Here is a 19556-nt window from a genome sequence, read left to right on the forward strand (position 1 = left end):
TTTAATTGCTACCTTTGCTATAAAGCCAATACAAAAAAAGCAGCCGAAGCTGCTTTTTATAATCATTAATACTGATTTAGTCTATTTTTAAGCCAGGGCTTAATGTGGCTGGCATAGCCACTTTTTCAAGCTCAACTGACGCAACAGGGTATGCACAGTAGTCTGCTGCATAATATGCACTTGCTCTGTGGTTACCAGACGCACCAATGCCACCAAACGGAGCCGCACTCGATGCACCCGTAATTGGGCGGTTCCAGTTAACAATACCAGCACGAATACGACGTAAGAAGTGGTCGTAATCAGCTGCATTGTCACTTAATAGACCCGCTGATAAACCAAAGCTTGTGTCATTTGCTTTATCAATGGCAGCATCAAAATCAGTAAAGCGGAAAACTTTAAGAAGTGGACCAAAGTGCTCTTCATCAGGGAAATTAGTCACGTTTGTACACTCTAAAATGCCTGGCGTTACAAAGCCGGTATTTTCTGTATGCGTTAACTCAACTAATACGTCAGCACCTAGTTCTACTAATTGCTGTTGTGCTGCAGCCATACCCGCGGCAGCCGCAGCCGAAATCATAGAGCCCATGAACGGCTGGTCATCAGCATCATATTCACCTACTTTAATCGCTTTGGTTGCTTTTATTAGACCCGCTAAGATGGCGTCACCTTGCTCGCCCACAGGTAAGAATAACTTACGCGCACAGGTACAACGTTGGCCTGAAGAAATAAACGCAGATTGAATTATATCGTGAATAGCAGCTTTAGTATCCGCAACGTCAGTCACGATAAGCGGGTTATTCCCCCCCATTTCTAAAGCAAGGATTTTACCCGGTTGACCTGCAAATTGTTCATGTAGGATATGACCTGTACGCGATGACCCCGTAAAGAATAAGCCGTCAATGCCTTTATGCGCCGCAAGCGCCTTGCCTGTGTCAACTTCACCTTGAACAAGGTTAATAACCCCATCAGGTAAACCTGCTTTTTGCCACAGTTTTAAAGTCAGCTCTGCAACAGCGGGAGTGAGCTCAGAAGGTTTAAATACAACCGTGTTACCCGCTAGTAATGCTGGAACAATATGCCCATTTGGTAAATGACCCGGGAAGTTATACGGACCAAAAACGGCAACAACACCATGTGGTTTATGACGGATCATCGCACGGCCTTGTGGCATGGGGTTTTCAACGTCGCCGGTACGCTCTAAAAACGCTTTTTCAGAGATCGCAATTTTACCCACCATGGCGCCTGCTTCAGTGCGAGTTTCCCACAACGGTTTACCTGTTTCTTGCGCAATGATCAGCGCTAACTCTTCACTATGCTCTTTAAGCGTTTCAGCGAACGTTTTAACAATAGCTAAACGTTCTGCAAATGATTTATCCGCCCAACTATAAAAAGCTTGGCGCGCGGCATTTACAGCACTGTCGACTTGCTCAGCCGTGGCTGTATTTGCTTGCCAAATAACATCATTATTTGCAGGGTTTACAGAGTTGAATGCATGACCAAGGCCTGCTTGCCATTGACCATTAATAAATTGCGCTGCATGCGTCATTACTGTGTCTCCTAAATTCTATAGTTTTGCAACTGATACGGTGTCGCCAGCTTCTAAGTGAAGGGCTTTTGCAAGCTCACTTGAAAGGGTAATTGTATCGACATCACACGGTAGATTAATTTGTGTCACTGTGGCTCTAAAGTCAGTCAGTTTATCATTAGCGAGCATCACGGTGGTGTCGCCTTGGCTTTGACCTATTTCGACCTGCACCTTTCTTGAATTACGAATCGTAGCGATATTATCCACTTTAGCTTCAACCGTAGGACCCGCATCGAAAATGTCAACGTAGCCGTTAAAAGTGAAACCTTCACTCTTCAACAGCTCAATAGCTGGGCGAGTATTATCATGCACATGACCAATAACAGCTTGCGCATCTTTGCTTAATAGATTCACGTAAATTGGGTATTTAGGCATTAACTCGGCAATAAATACTTTTTGACCTATTCCCGTCAGGTAATCGGCTGTTGGAAAATCCATTGAGAAAAAGTGCTCTTCAAGCCATTGCCAAAATGGGCTTTCGCCATTCTCGTTTGACACACCACGCATTTCTGCAATAACTGTTTCAGCAAAACGTTCTTTATGTTGATTAATAAACATAAAACGTGCTTTTGATAGTAATTTACCATTGTTATTTTTGCGGTAACCATCTCTCAAAAACAATGTACATAGCTCTGTTGCACCGGTGTAATCATTACATAGCGTTAAGATATCAACGGCTTTATAAACGTTAAGTGTACGCGATGAATGAATCGCTTTACTTAAATGATAATGATAAAACGCGTCATCTAAACCCACGGCGGCTTCGATGGCTGAAGTACCCACTACTTCGCCTGTTTCGCTATCTTCAAGAACAAACAGGTAACCTTCATCACCAGGCTGCTGGGCTACTTTTGCAAATGAGCTCAGTGAATGATCGATTTTCTTTTGTAACAACTCTTCATTATTAGGCAAAGATGTAAAACCATGCCCTGATTCATGGGCAATTTTAAGTAATGCTGGGTAATCACTTTGCTGGATTGGGCGAAGGATCATCATGAGTCCGCTTGCTCCCTTATAAATAACGGTAAATTATGAACGCGGGCAAGCAGTGCTTGCCCTGATATGTCAGTTGAATGATTAGCCGTTAACGACTTTAGCAACTGCTTTTTCGAAACGAGCCATACCTTCGCGGATATCAGCGTCAGGAATAACAAGTGAAGGAGTAAAGCGAACAACATCTGCACCCGCTACTAATGACATGACGCCTTCTTCGGTCCCTGCCACTAAAAACTCTTTTGCACGGCCTTTGAATTGCTCAGTAACCACTGCACCCAGTAGTAGACCTTCGCCACGAATTTCACTAAATACATTGTACTTGTCGTTGATTGCAGTTAATAGTTCGCGGAATAAAGCCGATTTTTCTTTAACGCCACTTAATACCTCTGGTGTATTCACCGTATCAAATGCAGCTTCTGCAACAGCACACGCAAGTGGGTTACCACCATAAGTAGAACCGTGTGTTCCTACTTTTAAGTGCTGAGCAATATCAGTTGTGGTGATCATTGCACCAATAGGAAAACCGCCACCTAACGCTTTAGCTGTGGTTAAGATATCAGGCGTGACATTTAAACCTTGATACGCATAAAGCTCACCAGTACGGCCGACACCTGTTTGTACTTCATCAAAAATTAACAGCGCATTGTGCTTAGTACACAGCTCACGTACACCTTTTACAAACTCTTTTGTTGGTGAAATGATCCCGCCTTCACCTTGTAGAGGTTCCATCATGACTGCACATGTATTGTCACTGATCAGTGCTTCGAAAGCCGCTAAATCATTGTAATCACAATGTACGATATCGCCCGGCTTAGGACCGAAGCCGTCTGAATAGGCAGCCTGACCACCTACTGTTACAGTAAAGAATGTACGACCGTGGAAACCTTTATTGAATGAGATAATTTGTGATTTTTGCTCACCAAAGTTATCAAGTGCAAAACGACGCGCAAGTTTTAATGCGGCTTCGTTTGCTTCTGCACCAGAGTTAGCAAAATAAACTTTTTCTGCGAACGTTGCATCGGTTAACTTTTTAGCTAAACGCAGTGCTGGCTCATTGGTCATCACATTTGATAGATGCCAGATTTTCTCGCCCTGCTCTTTTAATGCACTTACTAAGGCCGGGTGACAGTGGCCAAGGCAGTTAACAGCAATACCACCTGCAAAATCGATAAATTCACGACCTTCTTGGTCCCAAACTCGAGAGCCTTCGCCTCGCACAGGAATAACACTTGATGGTGCATAGTTAGGAACCATTACGTGATCAAATAATTCGCGATTGACTGTCATTTTATATCCTCTTTATCGTAAGCACACGCCATCTTAAGCGGCGCTATAAAGCTAAACTAAGCTATTTTACTAAGCTAATTGAGCTTAGAGTAAAATCACCTTAATTACTCTTTGGTTCAATTTTCATTCATCCATTATTTCAGAAAAAAATCCATCTGTCTCTTAGAAAACTTTCATGCAGCCCTTGAAAATAAAGGGTTTGAGATATTTTTTCATGGATAGTGAATAACTATTTGAGGGGTATTTTTTATACAAAATACACTTAAAAGGCGCGCTGCTAGCAAACCACGCATGGGCACGTTATCTAAATATTGCTATCGCTCAGCATTTACAATGAATGAATAGTCGCAAAAAAATTAACAATTATTTTAATTAATTTGGATATGGAAGTTCTCAAAGTTGCATTTTGCCAGTTCATCAAGCTCATTTTGTGTAAAACCATAATGCGTAAACCAGCGTTGAACTTCATCTTTCTCAACTAACTGATGTTCGTTCAAGCTTAAAAACTGCGCATAGCACCGTGCTTTTAAAATCACTTGGGTCAGAGGAAGGTATTCATCATTTTTAGCAAGGGGTGTCGTTAATTGCTGCAAAACGGCGTTAAACGGTAAATATCGAAATGCCATTTGCTCAATCACGGTGGCTGTCACTTTAAGTGACAATTTGCTTAATAACGAACTTAAAAATAAAGGATCGGGTTTTAACTCTAATAATGCAGTATGCAAATCTTTCTTTTGTTCTTCGCGCGCCATTGCCACCTTGCGTTGCCACACTCGCTCAAAAGTGCGCAAATAGAGCCTTACTAAGGCAATTTTCCCTACATCCAATAACATGCCTAAAGTAAACGCGTGTTCTTCATTAACGCCGTTTAGCTTTGCTATTTCTTGTGCTGCAATAGCGCATGCCATTGAATTATCTCGTAAGCGGCGCTTTAATAAAGGAAAGGGTTCTGTGCTGTGAGGCATCCAGTGACGTACTGCGAATGTCGGGACCACAAATTTCAGGTTATCAAGACCAATATAACGCAATGCGAGTAACGGGTTATCAACTTTAACGGAAGTGTGTTTACTGCGTTGCTGGCGATAGTATGGCAAATTAACAAACGCGACGAGCTCACGCCCAAGCCAGGTTAAATCTTTAATTAACGGCTCTAAGCGACCTACCGATGCTGAACGTGTCGCAAGAATATCTAAAATAGCGGGCACACTGTCTTGAATGCCAATGGTTTCATGTACCACTGAATCAATATCTTCCAGCTGCTTGTTCATCGCATTTTCAATCACTTGATGTAATTGCTGACTCGCTTGAGCACGATACTTATGGTGCGCTGTACTGCTTTTTTGGCGTTTCTTTTGCGCTGCAACTTCAACTTCTAATAAAGTTCGCTGCTCCATTTGCTCGCCATAATCAATTTCTAAAGTATGAATATAGCCAATCTGACGCTGTGCAAAACTGTGGCCAAGCAAAAGATCATGCGCACGCTCATTAAGCACCATCGCAGTCCTTTGTTGTCGGATTTCATCGGTCATTTGCACAGCAGTATTGTCGTTCATATTTGTAAATAATTAGCTTAAGATTAGAAGCGAGTTAAAAAGTTGGCAAGTAATTCAAGCCCTTGTTGCGTCAAAATTGCTTCAGGATGGAATTGCACACCTTCAAGTGCGAGATCCTTGTGCATTATTCCCATTATTTCATCAAAATGCGTATTGTGTTCGGTCCACGCTGTAATACTGAGCTCACTGGGAAGACTCTGTTTATCAACCACCAGCGAATGGTAACGACATACCGTCAATGGGTTGGCTAAGCCTTTAAAAACACCTTGGTTTGTATGGTGCACTAAGGAGGTTTTACCGTGCATAACCTGTCGTGCTCGTACGACCTCACCTCCCAATGCTTGCGCAATTGTTTGATGTCCCAAGCAGATACCTAAAATAGGCAGCTGCCCTTTAAACTCTTCAACCACTTGCAGCGAAATACCGGCTTCATTTGGTGAGCAAGGCCCAGGAGAGATGACAATATGTTCGGGCTTTAATTGCTTGATGTCGGCAACACTTATCTCATCGTTTCGTTTAACCAATACCTCTTGATCCAAGCGCTGAAAGTATTGCACTAGGTTGTAGGTAAACGAATCATAGTTGTCGATCATTAACAGCATTGCGTGTAACCCAAAATTACTCAGTCAAAATAATGAAGCGACATTTTACCCCAAGCGCCCAGAAATGTCGGCAAAAAACGGCTACTCAGAAACGAATAAGTGTGCAGAAAGTGCTGCTTTTTCTTGCTCATCTAACTTTTGCGAACATTTATTAGCAAAATCATACCGTACCAAGACCGTTTTACCCACCGCACAACATGTGCCTTGCTGCCACGCTTCTTGACGTAATACAAAGGAGCTTGAACCAATATGCTCAACACTTGTTTTTATCTCAACATCGTGGCCATAAAACAACTCTCCGACAAAGCTTACTTCAACCTTGGCTATAATCAATTTCCACTGATGCGGATTTAAATCCGGTGTAAAAAATCTAAAAATAGGCGCACGGGCGGCTTCAAACCACACGGGGAGTACGGTATTGTTGATATGCCCTAAGACATCCGTTTCGCTAAATCGGGGCGTGATTGATTCAATAAACATAGTAACCCTATAAAAAATATAAACTAAAGGTAGCTCATGACGGACTTTATTCGCGTATACGAAAACGCCCTTAGCAAAGAATTTTGCGATAATTTTATCACGGTATTTGAACAAAGCCCGCATTTAAAACAAGGCATTACCTCTGGTGGCGTTGATTTATCTAAAAAAGACAGCCGCGATTTATACCTAAATAATCACCCAGAATACGCCGAACAATTAAAACATATTCAACAAACCACCGCAGGGTACATCTTTAAGTATCTCGAAGAGCATATTTTTATGATGATTGGCGCGTTTGGATTAAAAGTCTATCACCCAAAAACCGGTCAACCCGTTGACTTAAACCAAGACAACTTTGAAGAAGTCGGCAAGCCGCAACTGCCTTTACTAGTCCAGCAAATTTTTAGAATGGGTAACATTCAGGCGCAAAAATACGACATCAATAAAGGGGGCTATCCATACTGGCACAGTGAGGTATACCCGCAAGTAGGTCATAACGAAGCGCTTCATCGCGTATTGTTGTTTATGTTTTACTTAAACGATGTAGAGGAAGGTGGTGAAACCGAATTTTACTATCAACAACGTAAAATATCGCCCAAGAAAGGAACCATGGTGGTGGCTCCTGGCTACTTTACCCATACTCACCGTGGCAATAAGCCTATCTCAAACGATAAGTATATTTTGACCTCGTGGATATTGTTTAATCGTGCCGAGCAAATTTACGGCCAACCACAGTCATAACGTTCAATAAGATAAGTGCGACACCCCTGTCGCACTTTTTAAGCAATCTGTCTTAATCTGTCACGTTATTTCATCTACAACGGTAAATAGATTTGTGCACTTAAGCCACCTTCGGGGCGATTAAGCAACTGCACTTTTCCGCCATGCATATCAACAATACGTTTGATTATTGCCAGCCCTAAACCGCTACCTTCACTACCACGCGCCGCATCGCCTTGTTTAAACGGTTCAAACACGGTTTCAAGTTCACTCTCAGGAATACCTGGGCCTTGATCATTTACAACCACCATCGCGAATTTTTTATTGCTACTCAGGCGAGTTTCAACCTCAATATCACCCTGTGAATAACGTATCGCGTTTTCAATCATATTAGTGACAACACGTTTTATTGCCACCATGCTCACTGGTACATCATGAATACTGGGGTTTTCTTTAAAGGTGATGCTGCGATGATGCTTTTGCTCTGCTTCGACGACTTCTGCAACAAGCGCATTTAAATCTTCAAGCGCAAGCTCTTCGCGCTTGTGATGACGCAAGTACTCTATAAATTGGTCAATAATCGCATTCATATCTTCGATATCATGGATTATCCCTTCGCGAAGGTAGTCTTCATCATCTGACATCATTTCTGTGGCTAAACGAATGCGCGTAAGCGGCGTTCTAAGGTCATGAGATACCCCCGCCATTAGTAAACGACGGTCGTTTTCTAATGCCGCAATACCCCGAGACATCTGATTAAAAGCACGCGTTACTTCAATGACTTCGGTTGAGCCCTGCTCTTCGAGTTTGGTGGAGAAGTCGCCCACCCCCACTTTTACAGCAGCTTGTTGCAGTGCTTTTAAAGGACGGTTCAAGTGACGCGCAAACAACCAGCCACCTAGCACACTTAAAAAACCAATACTGGACAAGTAAAAAGTTAAAAATTTCAGGTTGTTTTCTTGCAAACCCGTTAAGGGTACGCGTACCCAATAACCAGGGGCTTGCGGTGCTTCAACCCAATATACAAGCGGATCCGTTTGGCTAATGCGCACACGTGCTGAACCATTCAACTCTTTAGACATGCTGCGCGAAAGCATTGAATATTCACGTGTTTCAGCCAGCCCTTCGCGCATTGCCTGGCGCTGGGTCATGACTTCTATCCCTGTTATTTCAAAGAACTTTTCAGAGGCTTCTTTGCTCACTTCAACGCCTTCTTCCCACTCGATAAACACTGTTTTAATTTGCTTAGCGAGGATCAGATTTACTTGCTCTATGGTTGGCTTTACAACATAAAAGCTGACCGTGATATATGACACGATCTGGTTGATTAAAAGCAACGCTGCGACTAAAAATACGGTTTGTCCAAATGCGCTTCGCGGAAACATGCCCATTATTGCTACTTTTCACCGTCTGGTACAAATACGTAGCCTAAGCCCCATACTGTTTGAATATAACGAGGATTAGCAGCGTCAACCTCAATCATGCGACGCAAACGCGAAACCTGTACGTCGATACTACGCTCAAGTGCACTGTAGTCTCGGCCTCGCGCAAGGTTCATTAGCTTATCACGACTTAACGGTTCACGCGGGTGTGTGACAAGCGCTTTTAATACCGCAAACTCACCACTGGTTAATGACATGGTGTTATCACCTTGCGTCATCTCACGCGTGGCTAAATTTAGTGTGAATTCACCAAAACTAATTTCGTTTTCCTCTGCAGCAGGCGCGCCTGGTACTTCTTTAGCGCGACGACGTAAAATCGCTTTAATGCGTGCCAATAGTTCGCGTGGGTTAAACGGTTTAGGAATATAGTCATCAGCACCGAGCTCAAGACCTATTATACGGTCTACTTCGTCACCTTTAGCTGTTAACATCACAATGGGTATATCGTTTTCTTTTTGACGTAAACGGCGACAAATGGATAAACCGTCTTCGCCGGGTAACATTAAATCGAGTACGATTAAGTGGAAATTTTCACGCTCGAGTAAGCGATCCATCTGCTCTGAATTCGCTGCTGTACGAACAATAAACCCTTGCTCTACCAAATAACGTTCAAGCAAACTGCGTAAACGCATATCGTCATCAACAACCAATACTTTTGTCGTTTCGTGTCCCATAACTTTCATTCTTGTTGTAATGTGTTACTTGTTAATATAAATGAAAAACTTAAGAATAAAAATCGAATTGCACGCTTAGATTGTTACGGAACATTTCAAAATCCTACTCGACAAAGACAAAAGACTTTTATACCGTGCGGCAGGTTTTCTTGTGAGGCTAAGTAAAATGGCAAAAACAAATTTAATTACGCGTGAAGGTTATCAACAATTACAACAAGAACATGACTATTTGTGGCATGAGAAGCGTCCTGAAATTACCAAAATTGTCACGTGGGCAGCAAGCTTAGGTGACCGTTCTGAAAACGCCGATTATCAATTCAATAAACGTGTTTTACGACAAATAGATCGCCGCGTACGTTACCTAAGAAAACGTATGCCAGATCTAAAAATTGTTGACTACAATCCGCAACAAGCAGGCAAAGTATTTTTTGGCGCTTGGGTCGAAATTGAAAATGAACAAGGCGACATCAAACGATTTCGTATTGTGGGCCCAGACGAAATTTATGAGCGTAAAGATTATATTTCTATCGACGCACCTATGGCGCGTGCGCTATTGGGTAAAGAAGTGGATGACGAATTTTCGGTCATCACACCCGAAGGCACAAAAGAATGGTTCGTCAATGAAATAACTTACCCTAACGCACCCTAATTTATCTTTAATACCATTAACGCTTAATTAAGTGGTCTATTTTGAGGCAATAAAACCGCGTTGATAACAAGGCAAAAATTTAGTTATTTAGTTGTTCTCGGCAATTGCTCCTGCATTGCTCTACCTCCTGCATCCATGCAGTCGTAAATCAGAAATTTTTAACGCAGGTAGCGACTGGTTTAATCACTCAAAATGATTAAGTATTTTTGCGGAATGGTACAAATATTCAGAAAACATTAATTAGTGATTGTCTACTCTAAAAATGTGTTCTATAACTAAAGAGACTCAAGACGCATTTAGTGCTTGAGGTTTTAGAAGGTAGTAAGTATGTCAAACCTAATACATCGCATCATGAGTAATGCCATTGTATTCGCACTTTTAATGAGTGCGAGTTTGATATCTTACGCCAATGACATTGAAAGTCACTCAGACAGTGTTACGCCAACCGCACATTTCATTGCGTGCGACAGTACAGACCCAGCCAATACAGATACTGACTTTGACAAACATACCCCTTCGCTGATTGCCAGTGCAGATCAACCACTGCCAGATGGCCGTGTTGCGGTGTATGTTAATCCTTGTTCTGTTATTTCTGTGTTCAGCGCGCATCAGCGAGGTCCCCCTGCTTTTTAATTAACTCAAAATTGTTTCAATTAAAGTTTTATTAAAATGTATGGTGATCAAAATGAATAATTTCAAAGAATTACGTCTACAAGACATTTCAAATGGCGCATTATCTAATGCTGTAAATGAAGTTGAGCCAACCCTAGACCTAACCTCTCCGGCGCTTAAAGTATTAAATAGCTTCACCAGTAAAGACCCGTTACGCGCTCATTACGACACAACGATTGTTAATGCGCTGAAACAAACTAGCAATCACTGTTCTGACTTTATCTTAGTAATTGATAGTGAAGATAAGTTACTGGGTATTACATCAAGTGCTGACCTGCAAAGCTCTAAGATTATGATGCTTGCACAGCGCTTAAACCTGCACCGTGACGAGATTACATTACACGATGTAATGACACCGCTTAGTAATTTAGCGGGTGCAAGCTTACAAAGCATTAGTTACGCATGCATTGGCGATGTACTACAAACAATGGAGCATCAAGGTATGATGTTCTTGCTAGTCACCAGTAAAGAGCATGAAATTTGTGGGCTAATTTCTGCGCGTCAAATTGCTAAAAAGTTACATATTCCTGTTAATATCAACCCCATTGCTAATAGCTTCAGTGAAGTGATGCAACACATCGATCACCCTCACTAAGTATTAAAATTTGCGTTGTGAAGAACTATTTCAGCGGGCCTTAAAAGCAGTGCTTTTAAGGCCTTCTTATTGTGATATTATTCAGGCAATTAATCTTCAGTTTTACTGATTTTCTATTTTTTAAAAAGGTTTATGCATGAGCAATATCTCTGCACGCTTAGCGACTGAGCTAAATGCCCAGCAACCACAAGTTGTTGCTGCAATCAAATTACTTGATGAAGGTGCCACAGTACCTTTTATCGCGCGTTATCGTAAAGAAGTAACGGGTGGCTTAGACGACACGCAACTGCGTTTACTTGAGCAACGCCTATCGTATTTACGTGAACTAGAAGAGCGCCGTAGCTTTATACTTGCCACGATTAAAGAGCAAGGAAAACTAACAACCGAGCTCAGTGCGGATATTAATAACGCGGACAGTAAAACGGAGCTTGAAGATTTATATCTGCCTTTCAAACCTAAGCGCCGTACCAAAGGGCAAATTGCAATTGAAGCAGGTATTGAACCACTTGCTGATGCCCTGTTTAATGATCCAAACTTAGACCCTGAACAACACGCCACTGACTACATCAATGCCGATGCTGGTTTTGCTGATACGAAAACCGTACTCGATGGGGCTAAGTTCATTTTAATGGAGCGCTTTGCTGAAGATGCTAAGTTGCTTGCAAAATTCCGCAGTCATATAAGTCAACATGGTCAAATTGAGAGCCGCGTTATTGCTGGCCAAGAAAATGATGGCGCAAAATACCGTGATTACTTTGAACACCAAGAGCCACTAAAAAAAGTGCCTTCTCACCGTGCTTTAGCCATGTTAAGAGCACGAAATGAAGGCGTATTGCAGCTCAATATTAACCCTGAACCCAGTGCTGAAAATCCTGCACAAATCTGCGCACAAATGATTGCCGATCATTATCGCTTAGATGTTAGCAACTCAGCAGCGAGTGCATGGTTAATGAGCGTAGTGCAGTGGGCGTGGAAAATTAAATTAAGCTTACATCTTGAAAATGAGTTTTTAGGGGCGATGCGCGAAAAAGCCGAAACCGGTGCCATTGACGTATTTGCAAAGAACTTAAAAGACTTATTAATGGCAGCTCCGGCTGGTCCTCGTACAACATTGGGCCTAGATCCAGGTTTACGCACAGGCTGTAAAATAGCTGTTGTAGACAGCACTGGTAAACTATTAACGACACAAACTATTTTTCCACATGCCCCTCAAAATCATTGGGAAAAATCACTGCGCACGCTTGAACAATTATGTCGCCAGCATAAAGTTGAGTTAATCGCCATTGGTAATGGCACCGCATCACGTGAATCAGACAAACTCGTCGCAGAGCTTATAAAAGCAAACAGCGAGCTTAACCTTAACAAAATTATGGTCAGTGAAGCTGGAGCATCTGTTTACTCTGCCTCTGAGTTTGCTGCGAATGAATTTCCTAATCTCGATGTATCGTTACGTGGTGCTGTTTCAATTGCGCGTCGTTTACAAGACCCCCTTGCAGAGCTTGTTAAAATTGAACCTAAGTCAATTGGTGTGGGCCAATACCAACACGATGTGTCACAAAGTCAGTTAGGGCAAACTTTGACTTCGGTGGTTGAAGACTGTGTAAACTCTGTCGGTGTTGATTTAAATATGGCTTCAGTGCCGTTACTTACTCGTGTATCGGGTTTAAACAAAACTCTGGCACAGAACATTGTTAACTACCGTGATGCGAATGGCTCATTCAGCAAGCGTTCTGAGCTTAAAAAAGTAGAGCGTTTAGGGCCAAAAGCATTTGAACAAGCCGCGGGCTTCTTACGTATCACTAATGGTACAGACCCTCTTGATAAGTCATCAGTTCACCCTGAAGCCTACCCGATTGTTAAGCGTATTTGCGAAAAGAACAACCTGGATGTCAATAGCTTAATTGGTAACTCAGATATACTAAACAAGCTTGTTGCGAACGACTATATTGACGACAAATTTGGTTTACCAACCGTCACAGACATCATTAAAGAACTTGATAAGCCAGGCCGCGACCCGCGCCCTGAATTTAAAACGGCCGAGTTTAAAGCCGGTGTTGAAACCATTAACGATTTAAAACCGGGCATGATTCTAGAAGGTGTGGTGTCAAACGTAGCAAACTTTGGTGCCTTCGTTGATGTAGGTGTTCACCAAGACGGTTTGGTGCATATTTCTGCTATTACGAATAAGTTTATCTCAGATCCGCGTGAAGTAGTCAAAGCGGGTGACATCGTAAAAGTAAAAGTGCTTGAAGTGGATGCTGCTCGTAAACGTATTAGCTTTACCATGCGCTTAGACGATGATGTTGATACCAGCAATAAAGCGGCAACTACAAGCAAACCTGCCGCGGCTCAAAAGGTAAAAAACACCTCTAAACCAAAACGCGACTTTGGTAATGCAGCCATGGGCAATGCCTTTGCCGATGCCTTTGCCAACGCTAAAGTTAAAAAGTAGCCATTATATTAGGCTAATAAAAAACCGCGTAAGTTAAGCTTACGCGGTTTTTTTGTTTTTAAAGGCTCACTAAAATGAGCCTTTAAAGCGATTACTTACGACGACGTAGTGCAAGTAATGGAAGGAGTAACAGGATGAAGTGGCCGAATGAACCACTGTCATCATCTTCTTCTACTTCTGGGTATACACAGCTACCATCATCAGTATTAGCATTCGCATCGTAGTTTGTTGCAGCGGTATCTGTACAACCTAATTCAATACCGTCTGAAACAACTGTAAGTGCAAATTCTTCCATCAATGATTTTTCACCACTGGTTAAAGTGACTTTAACTGTCGTTGTACCATAGTAGTTAGCATCAGGCGTTACGCTGAATGACATGCCATCGACTGATGTCGTCGCATTGTCAGCATCAACAGACAGTGTGAACTCTTCAGCTGTCTCACGCGTTAAACTAACCATAATATTGTCAACTGACTCGTTTTCCATCACCGACATATCTTCTAGCGCAACAATCGCAAGATCAACGGCGGTTACTGTAACCATAAAGTCAGTTGAGATAGTGGTATCTGTGCCCGTTAATGTCACTGTTACAGGGATCTCACCGTAGAAGTCAGCGTCAGGTTTAAGGCTAAATGTCATGCCATCAACCATTGATGTCGCATTATCAGCGTCTACAGTAAGAGTGAACGCTTCTTCTGTTTCACGTGATAAAGAAACAGCAATACTTTCTAACATATCGCCTTGCATCACAGTCATATCTGCAATGTCGTTAACCATCACGGGGGCTTCTTCACCATCAGACTCAACAGTCAGTAAAAACTCTTTGCTTACTTTATCTGTTGGGTTTGCTTTGTCTTGCACTGTAACAGTTACAAAAGTTTCACCGAAGAAATAAGGTTCAGGGATCAGATTAAACGACATACCGTTCACCTCAGCTGACACATGTTCACCCGTGATTACTAGCTCATTTGGCGATTGATCAGCATCAATAACCATCACTTCAATGCCATCAATACGACCATTTTCAGCAACCGTCATATCAGCAATATCTGCCATTTTAAGATTGCTTTGTACACCAATCGAGTGCATTAATGTACCTGACTCTTGGCTACCTAATAGATAATCAAGCGCGATGTCTTGCATGGTGCCTTTCGCTTCTGGCTTTATTGTCGCTGTAAAGTTAAATTCAACTTCACTTTGCTCAGGGCCCACGTAATCAAAACAAATGACTAAGTCATCTTGTAAGATTTTACCAAGGTCATCGAAACCGATTACATTGCTTAGAGCACCGTCTTTGTAGCCCGCGGTTGTAGCATAAACACTGTCACCACCTTCAATAAAGATAGTGCCTGTATCAATATCAGCACCTAGATTGTCGTATGCAAAAATCGCTTCAAACTTACCTTCATGGTCATCAATACCACTGCGTAAGATCACTTCATAATCATAAGTATCACCCGTATTCTTGTCGGTAACATTATCAAATTCCATGAACAGAAGGTCACCAAGATCAGGACGTTCTTCTGCATATTGACTTGCAATTGTTAACCCTGTTGGATCGCTTGGATCACGTAGATTAGTGATTTCAAATGAACCACGCCAGAACGGGGCTAATGCTTCAACTAAGAAACCTGGACCACGGTGCGCACTCATCATCCACCAAATTGGTGTAAATTGCATAGCACCTGTTGGGTGTAAACGTACTTCGTTGTTGTTTGCTTGATTATAAACTTCAAACTTAGCGCCTTGTTTGTAGAATAACCAATCAATTGGTACATCAAAGTAAACATTTGAGCCACCTTCATACCAAGAAGCATCAGGTTGAATGCGGAAGTCACCCCATAAATCGATGTAGCCACCTGTTGAGTACTCATCGATCATTGGCGTTTTACACATTTCATTAGTGATGTTATTCGTGACAACATAATCACGCTTCACATTGCGAGTAGCCTCTTGAGTCCCTTTAATTGTTAAAGTGTTGCCCTCTACTTCCAATGAAGCAGCAACTGACTCGTTGTTAGAAGTCAATGTGTCAGGCCAAACTTCCATGCCCTCAGGAATGGTTAACGCTAAAGTGTAATCGCGCGCGTCAGATTCATAGTTAGCTTTGAGTTTCACGTTAACATTTACAAGATCCATAGCGCGTGCTGAGTCTTGATCAATATTAAGGGTTAACGCTTCAGCGTCACGTTTAAAGTTAACTGATGTAAACCCTAAAGTCCCTTCAGCACCTTCTGAATCACCCAGTTCAAAACCACCGTAATACACATCGTTTAGCTGCGCTTCTGGTAGATTCCAATTAATCGCAATTTCATAGTTGCCATTACCTGAATGTTGTTGTGGAGCCGACACACTGAACTCACCCGTATTTTGCTCTTTCACAAATGCATAGTGAGTCACTGTTTGATAACCCACATCGCGTAAACCAGCTAACGCTGCGGTAGCGAACCAGTATTTACCAGGCTTAGGATCGATAATATTACAGTAGTTATCCTCAACACTGCTTGAAGAATAACAAATCATCTCTTCGTTCAGTGCTTTAATTAATGCATTTGGATCTTCAGCAATGTCTTCATCCGACACCATGAACGAGCCACTACCATTCGCATCATAACCCACCACTAAGTGTGCTTTTTTAATTTGCCAACGCGGTTCAACGATATCTGATAAATCAGTCGTTTGCTCTGTTGATGCCACTTTAATCATCAGGCGTTTTGTACCTTCAGGTACCTCAATTGCCTGAATATCCCATGCTTTTTCTACACGGTCTTTCGTTACATAAGGTGATACACCTAAGATATTGGCTGTTACTTCAGTCGGTTTTACAAGGCCATAATAAGTTGGTGTAAACTCACTGTAGCTGTCAGTATTCACAACGATTGACTCTGATGCATTGGCACGAGCCATATCGATATCAACCATGGCTGGAAGCTCATCAATGACATTTTTAGCCGCTAATGTGAAGTGAGCATCAGGTGAATTACCATCGGTATTTTTAAAAAGTACTTTACCGTTAAACCACGCATTTTTGTTTATAATGCTGTCCCATGGTGCGCCGGGTTCTGCTGGGTCTAGTTTAGACTGAATGATATTCGGTAACTTCATCGTTACCATCACGTCTTGTGTTTCACCCGCTTTAAGTGTGAAGTTACTTGGTGTAACACTCACTTCGACACCCGCACTTTCTTGCTCGCCTTCAATACCCCAACCATAGGCTGTTGCATCCCACGAACCATCTTTAGTCGCTTTCACTGTGCGCATCCAAGAACAGGTCAGTTCACAGTCTTGGTTTACTAATGTCGGCAGGTTTAACCACTCCACTAAACCGCCATTACGCGGGTTAGCATTGTGATAGTTTTCGATTGTCTCATCCATGATAAGACCTGCATTTGCCGCTTGCGCAACATCAATTGAGCCACTTCCCGTCATGAAGTTGTAGTAAGGGTCAACTAACGTAACACCGTTAGAAATGCGCACTTTATTCGCCGTCATCATCAGAGCCGATTGTACTTCAGCAGGCGTCCAATCTGGGTGCATTTGCATCAATAAAGTCATGGCGCCGGTTACATGCGGAGTAGCCATTGACGTACCACTCATGAATGTCCAGTCTGATGCTCTAGGATTGGCGGTGAATGGTTGGTCATCAGCATTCGCAGCATAAATATCAACACCTGGTGCCGTCAAATCAGGAACAAGGTTGTTAATATAATAACTTGGGCCCATAGAGCTAAAAATAGCGAGCTGGTTGCCAGCTTCTTCGTCAAACGAATAGTTATTTTGCGGCTCACCAATAGTCGCAATTGCAGCGCCATCAGGGTTAGCATTCACCCAGTTGCGAATAGCAAAACGCGCACTTGAAGATAAGTGAATACCTGGGATCACATAGTTATCTGCAACAACGTTCTCACCAAAAGCAATATTTTGCAGGATAAAACCACCTGCGCCACCCGCAGCTACGTTTTTCGCTTTATCAACACGCGCAATATCACCCCGTAAACACACCACTATTTGGTCTGCGGTGAAAGTACCCGCAGGGAATGGGGCATTACAGCTAGCTGCATCATAGCCATCGTCAGCATTAGGGTCGTCGTAATTCTCAGCTAAAACAACCTCACCAGTAATTCCACCAGCGAAACTCTTACCTGCATACTCACCAACAGAAGGTGCACGTGTACCTTGGAAGTTGTTAATGGTTTTAACACCTAATTCCATCACGCGATCATGCGTTGATGCCCCCACTGTCGTCACCCAAGGTGATGTATGATCCGCAGACATATAGTACGGACCTGAGTTACCCGCAGCAGCGGCAACAGAAATACCGGCCTCACGTGCGCTTAAAAATGCCATTTCCATTGGGTCTTCCCACGGGAAGCTTTCACCGCCACCGATTGAGAAGTTAATCGCATCAACGCCATCTTCAATTGCATCTTCAAAAGCAGATAAAATCGCCGACTCAGGACAATCAGCGTATAAGTCGCCCGAGTTGCCCGCGTGACATACTTGGTATGAAATAATGTGCGCGCGCGGTGCAACACCACTGGTGTGATCAAAGGTAAATGGCAAGTTTTCACCATCACTCACTTTCTCACCTGTGGCTGCTTGAAGTGGCGTATTCTCTATGTAGTTACCCGCGGTTGTGCTTGCAGTATGTGAACCATGACCGTTGTAGTCTTCACCATTCTCTGGACGACGATCAGCACGTGCAAATCGATAGTCTGAATTCGCAGCCGTAATTTCAGGGTAAGAGCGAACACCAATTAACTTGTCATTACATAACGTAGGATCAGCTTCACAATCACCAACGAAGTTACCTGCACCAAATGGATTTGATTTGCTGTACTCTTCATCGCTTGCAAACGCAGGGTGGTCAGTATTGATACCTGTATCAATAATACCTACAACCATGCCTTCGCCTTTAACACCCACTGATGATGCAGGTGTAGCGCCTTGCCATAATTGATCTGCGCCAATAAACTCTGGGCCACGGTCTGTACGTAGTTCGAAAATACGGTTTGGTGTGATGCGTTTCACACCCGATTGCTTAGCCAGTAGCTCAGCATCCGCCTGCGTCATTTCGACAACAACGGCATTGTTTGCTAACGTAAATTGCTTTTTAACATCAATGCTAGCACCCACGGCACGTGCTTTGCTTAATACAGATGTTTGGCGCTGCTTCAAGAAACCCTGATAAGCACGCACCTTATGTGCCGATGTATCCAAGCGCTCATTAACCATTAACGAACGAGATTCAGTAACCGCTGTTGCAGTAAAGCCCTGAATGTCACCTTGGTAACTCGCGACTGGCTCTTCAGTCATTTGAACGATATAAGTTTGAACACCTGTCACACCCTCTTGAGGCTGGAACACATGTTCTGGTTGTTGATTTTGATAATGTTGATTTAAACGCTCAACACTGCCCTTTAATAAGCTTGGATGATCAGCAATTTGTTTTTGTTCTTGATACTTTGCGATATCTTCAGCTGTAAATGTTGGCTGATAAAAGCCTTTGTCTGACACTTTATTAAAGCCCGGCTCTGCCGCAGCATAACCTGAAGTACCTACATACAATGCTGTAAGTACTGCAACTGAGCTCTTTTTCAAGTGTGCTATTTTATTATTGCTAGGTTGCATATGATTCCCACTGATTTAATTTAAAACAGCTTTGCTTACGCAAAAGCTGAGACACTAAATTCTATTAGCAGACAGACATATACAGGCGGCGTTATGAAGGGTCAAACTGTGAGGTATACATTTCAGACACAAAATTAACACCATGTAAACATTGAAGTGGTGATATATAAAGCGTTGCGGATTATTTATACAAAATGTAGCTTTTTGTAGAAAACAC

14 protein-coding genes are annotated in these 19556 nt (G+C 42.6%); 5 read left to right on the top strand and 9 right to left on the bottom strand.

Annotated features, from left to right (window positions below; all coding sequences use genetic code 11):
• Positions 1–76: 76 nt before the first annotated feature.
• The 6 genes from astD to H3302_RS14920 form a co-directional block, all read right to left on the bottom strand.
• Positions 77–1546 (bottom strand): succinylglutamate-semialdehyde dehydrogenase, encoded by a 1470-nt coding sequence (gene astD, locus H3302_RS14895; RefSeq protein WP_065979401.1) that lies wholly within the window; start codon positions 1544–1546, stop codon positions 77–79.
• Positions 1547–1564: 18 nt separating this feature from the next.
• Entirely contained in the window at positions 1565–2581 is a 1017-nt protein-coding gene (gene astA, locus H3302_RS14900; protein ID WP_036973377.1) for an arginine N-succinyltransferase, read from the bottom strand.
• 81 nt (positions 2582–2662) lie between these two features.
• On the bottom strand, positions 2663–3868 hold the full coding sequence (locus tag H3302_RS14905; protein WP_036973379.1) for an aspartate aminotransferase family protein: 1206 nt from the start codon (positions 3866–3868) through the stop codon (positions 2663–2665).
• Positions 3869–4236: 368 nt separating this feature from the next.
• On the bottom strand, positions 4237–5397 hold the full coding sequence (locus H3302_RS14910) for an HDOD domain-containing protein (RefSeq protein ID WP_036973752.1): 1161 nt from the start codon (positions 5395–5397) through the stop codon (positions 4237–4239).
• A 47-nt stretch (positions 5398–5444) separates the two neighbouring features.
• Complete coding sequence (locus H3302_RS14915; RefSeq protein WP_036973380.1) at positions 5445–6023, bottom strand: aminodeoxychorismate/anthranilate synthase component II; 579 nt, start codon at positions 6021–6023, stop codon at positions 5445–5447.
• 81 nt (positions 6024–6104) lie between these two features.
• On the bottom strand, positions 6105–6503 hold the full coding sequence (locus tag H3302_RS14920) for a thioesterase family protein (RefSeq protein ID WP_036973381.1): 399 nt from the start codon (positions 6501–6503) through the stop codon (positions 6105–6107).
• A gap of 36 nt (positions 6504–6539) precedes the next feature.
• Between H3302_RS14920 and H3302_RS14925 the strand changes: the two genes are divergently transcribed.
• A complete protein-coding gene (locus tag H3302_RS14925; protein WP_065979402.1) occupies positions 6540–7244 on the top strand; it encodes a 2OG-Fe(II) oxygenase in 705 nt (234 codons plus the stop codon).
• A 74-nt stretch (positions 7245–7318) separates the two neighbouring features.
• Here H3302_RS14925 and envZ read toward each other — a convergent pair whose 3' ends face one another.
• Positions 7319–8614 carry a two-component system sensor histidine kinase EnvZ gene (gene envZ / locus H3302_RS14930; RefSeq protein ID WP_036973383.1) on the bottom strand — a complete coding sequence of 432 codons (1296 nt, stop codon included), beginning with the start codon at positions 8612–8614 and terminating at the stop codon, positions 7319–7321.
• A gap of 5 nt (positions 8615–8619) precedes the next feature.
• Positions 8620–9348 carry a two-component system response regulator OmpR gene (ompR, locus tag H3302_RS14935; protein ID WP_193329316.1) on the bottom strand — a complete coding sequence of 243 codons (729 nt, stop codon included), beginning with the start codon at positions 9346–9348 and terminating at the stop codon, positions 8620–8622.
• 157 nt (positions 9349–9505) lie between these two features.
• Between ompR and greB the strand changes: the two genes are divergently transcribed.
• The 4 genes from greB (at position 9506) to H3302_RS14955 (ending at position 13707) form a co-directional block, all read left to right on the top strand.
• Positions 9506–9988, top strand: a complete 483-nt coding sequence (gene greB / locus H3302_RS14940) for a transcription elongation factor GreB (protein WP_036973385.1) — start codon at positions 9506–9508, stop codon at positions 9986–9988.
• Positions 9989–10315: 327 nt separating this feature from the next.
• Positions 10316–10621: a hypothetical protein gene (locus H3302_RS14945; RefSeq protein WP_065979403.1), complete on the top strand. Its 306-nt coding sequence runs from the start codon at positions 10316–10318 to the stop codon at positions 10619–10621.
• Between the two features lie 52 nt (positions 10622–10673).
• The gene (locus H3302_RS14950) at positions 10674–11255 is read left to right on the top strand and encodes a CBS domain-containing protein (protein ID WP_065979404.1); all 582 of its coding nucleotides are present in this window, start codon (positions 10674–10676) and stop codon (positions 11253–11255) included.
• 136 nt (positions 11256–11391) lie between these two features.
• A complete protein-coding gene (locus H3302_RS14955) occupies positions 11392–13707 on the top strand; it encodes a Tex family protein (RefSeq protein ID WP_065979405.1) in 2316 nt (771 codons plus the stop codon).
• 91 nt (positions 13708–13798) lie between these two features.
• Here H3302_RS14955 and H3302_RS14960 read toward each other — a convergent pair whose 3' ends face one another.
• The gene (locus H3302_RS14960) at positions 13799–19339 is read right to left on the bottom strand and encodes a S8 family serine peptidase (protein ID WP_182395758.1); all 5541 of its coding nucleotides are present in this window, start codon (positions 19337–19339) and stop codon (positions 13799–13801) included.
• Between the last annotated feature and the right edge of the window lie 217 nt (positions 19340–19556).

The sequence above is a fragment of the Pseudoalteromonas sp. MT33b genome (assembly GCF_014117385.1).
GTDB lineage: Bacteria > Pseudomonadota > Gammaproteobacteria > Enterobacterales > Alteromonadaceae > Pseudoalteromonas > Pseudoalteromonas lipolytica.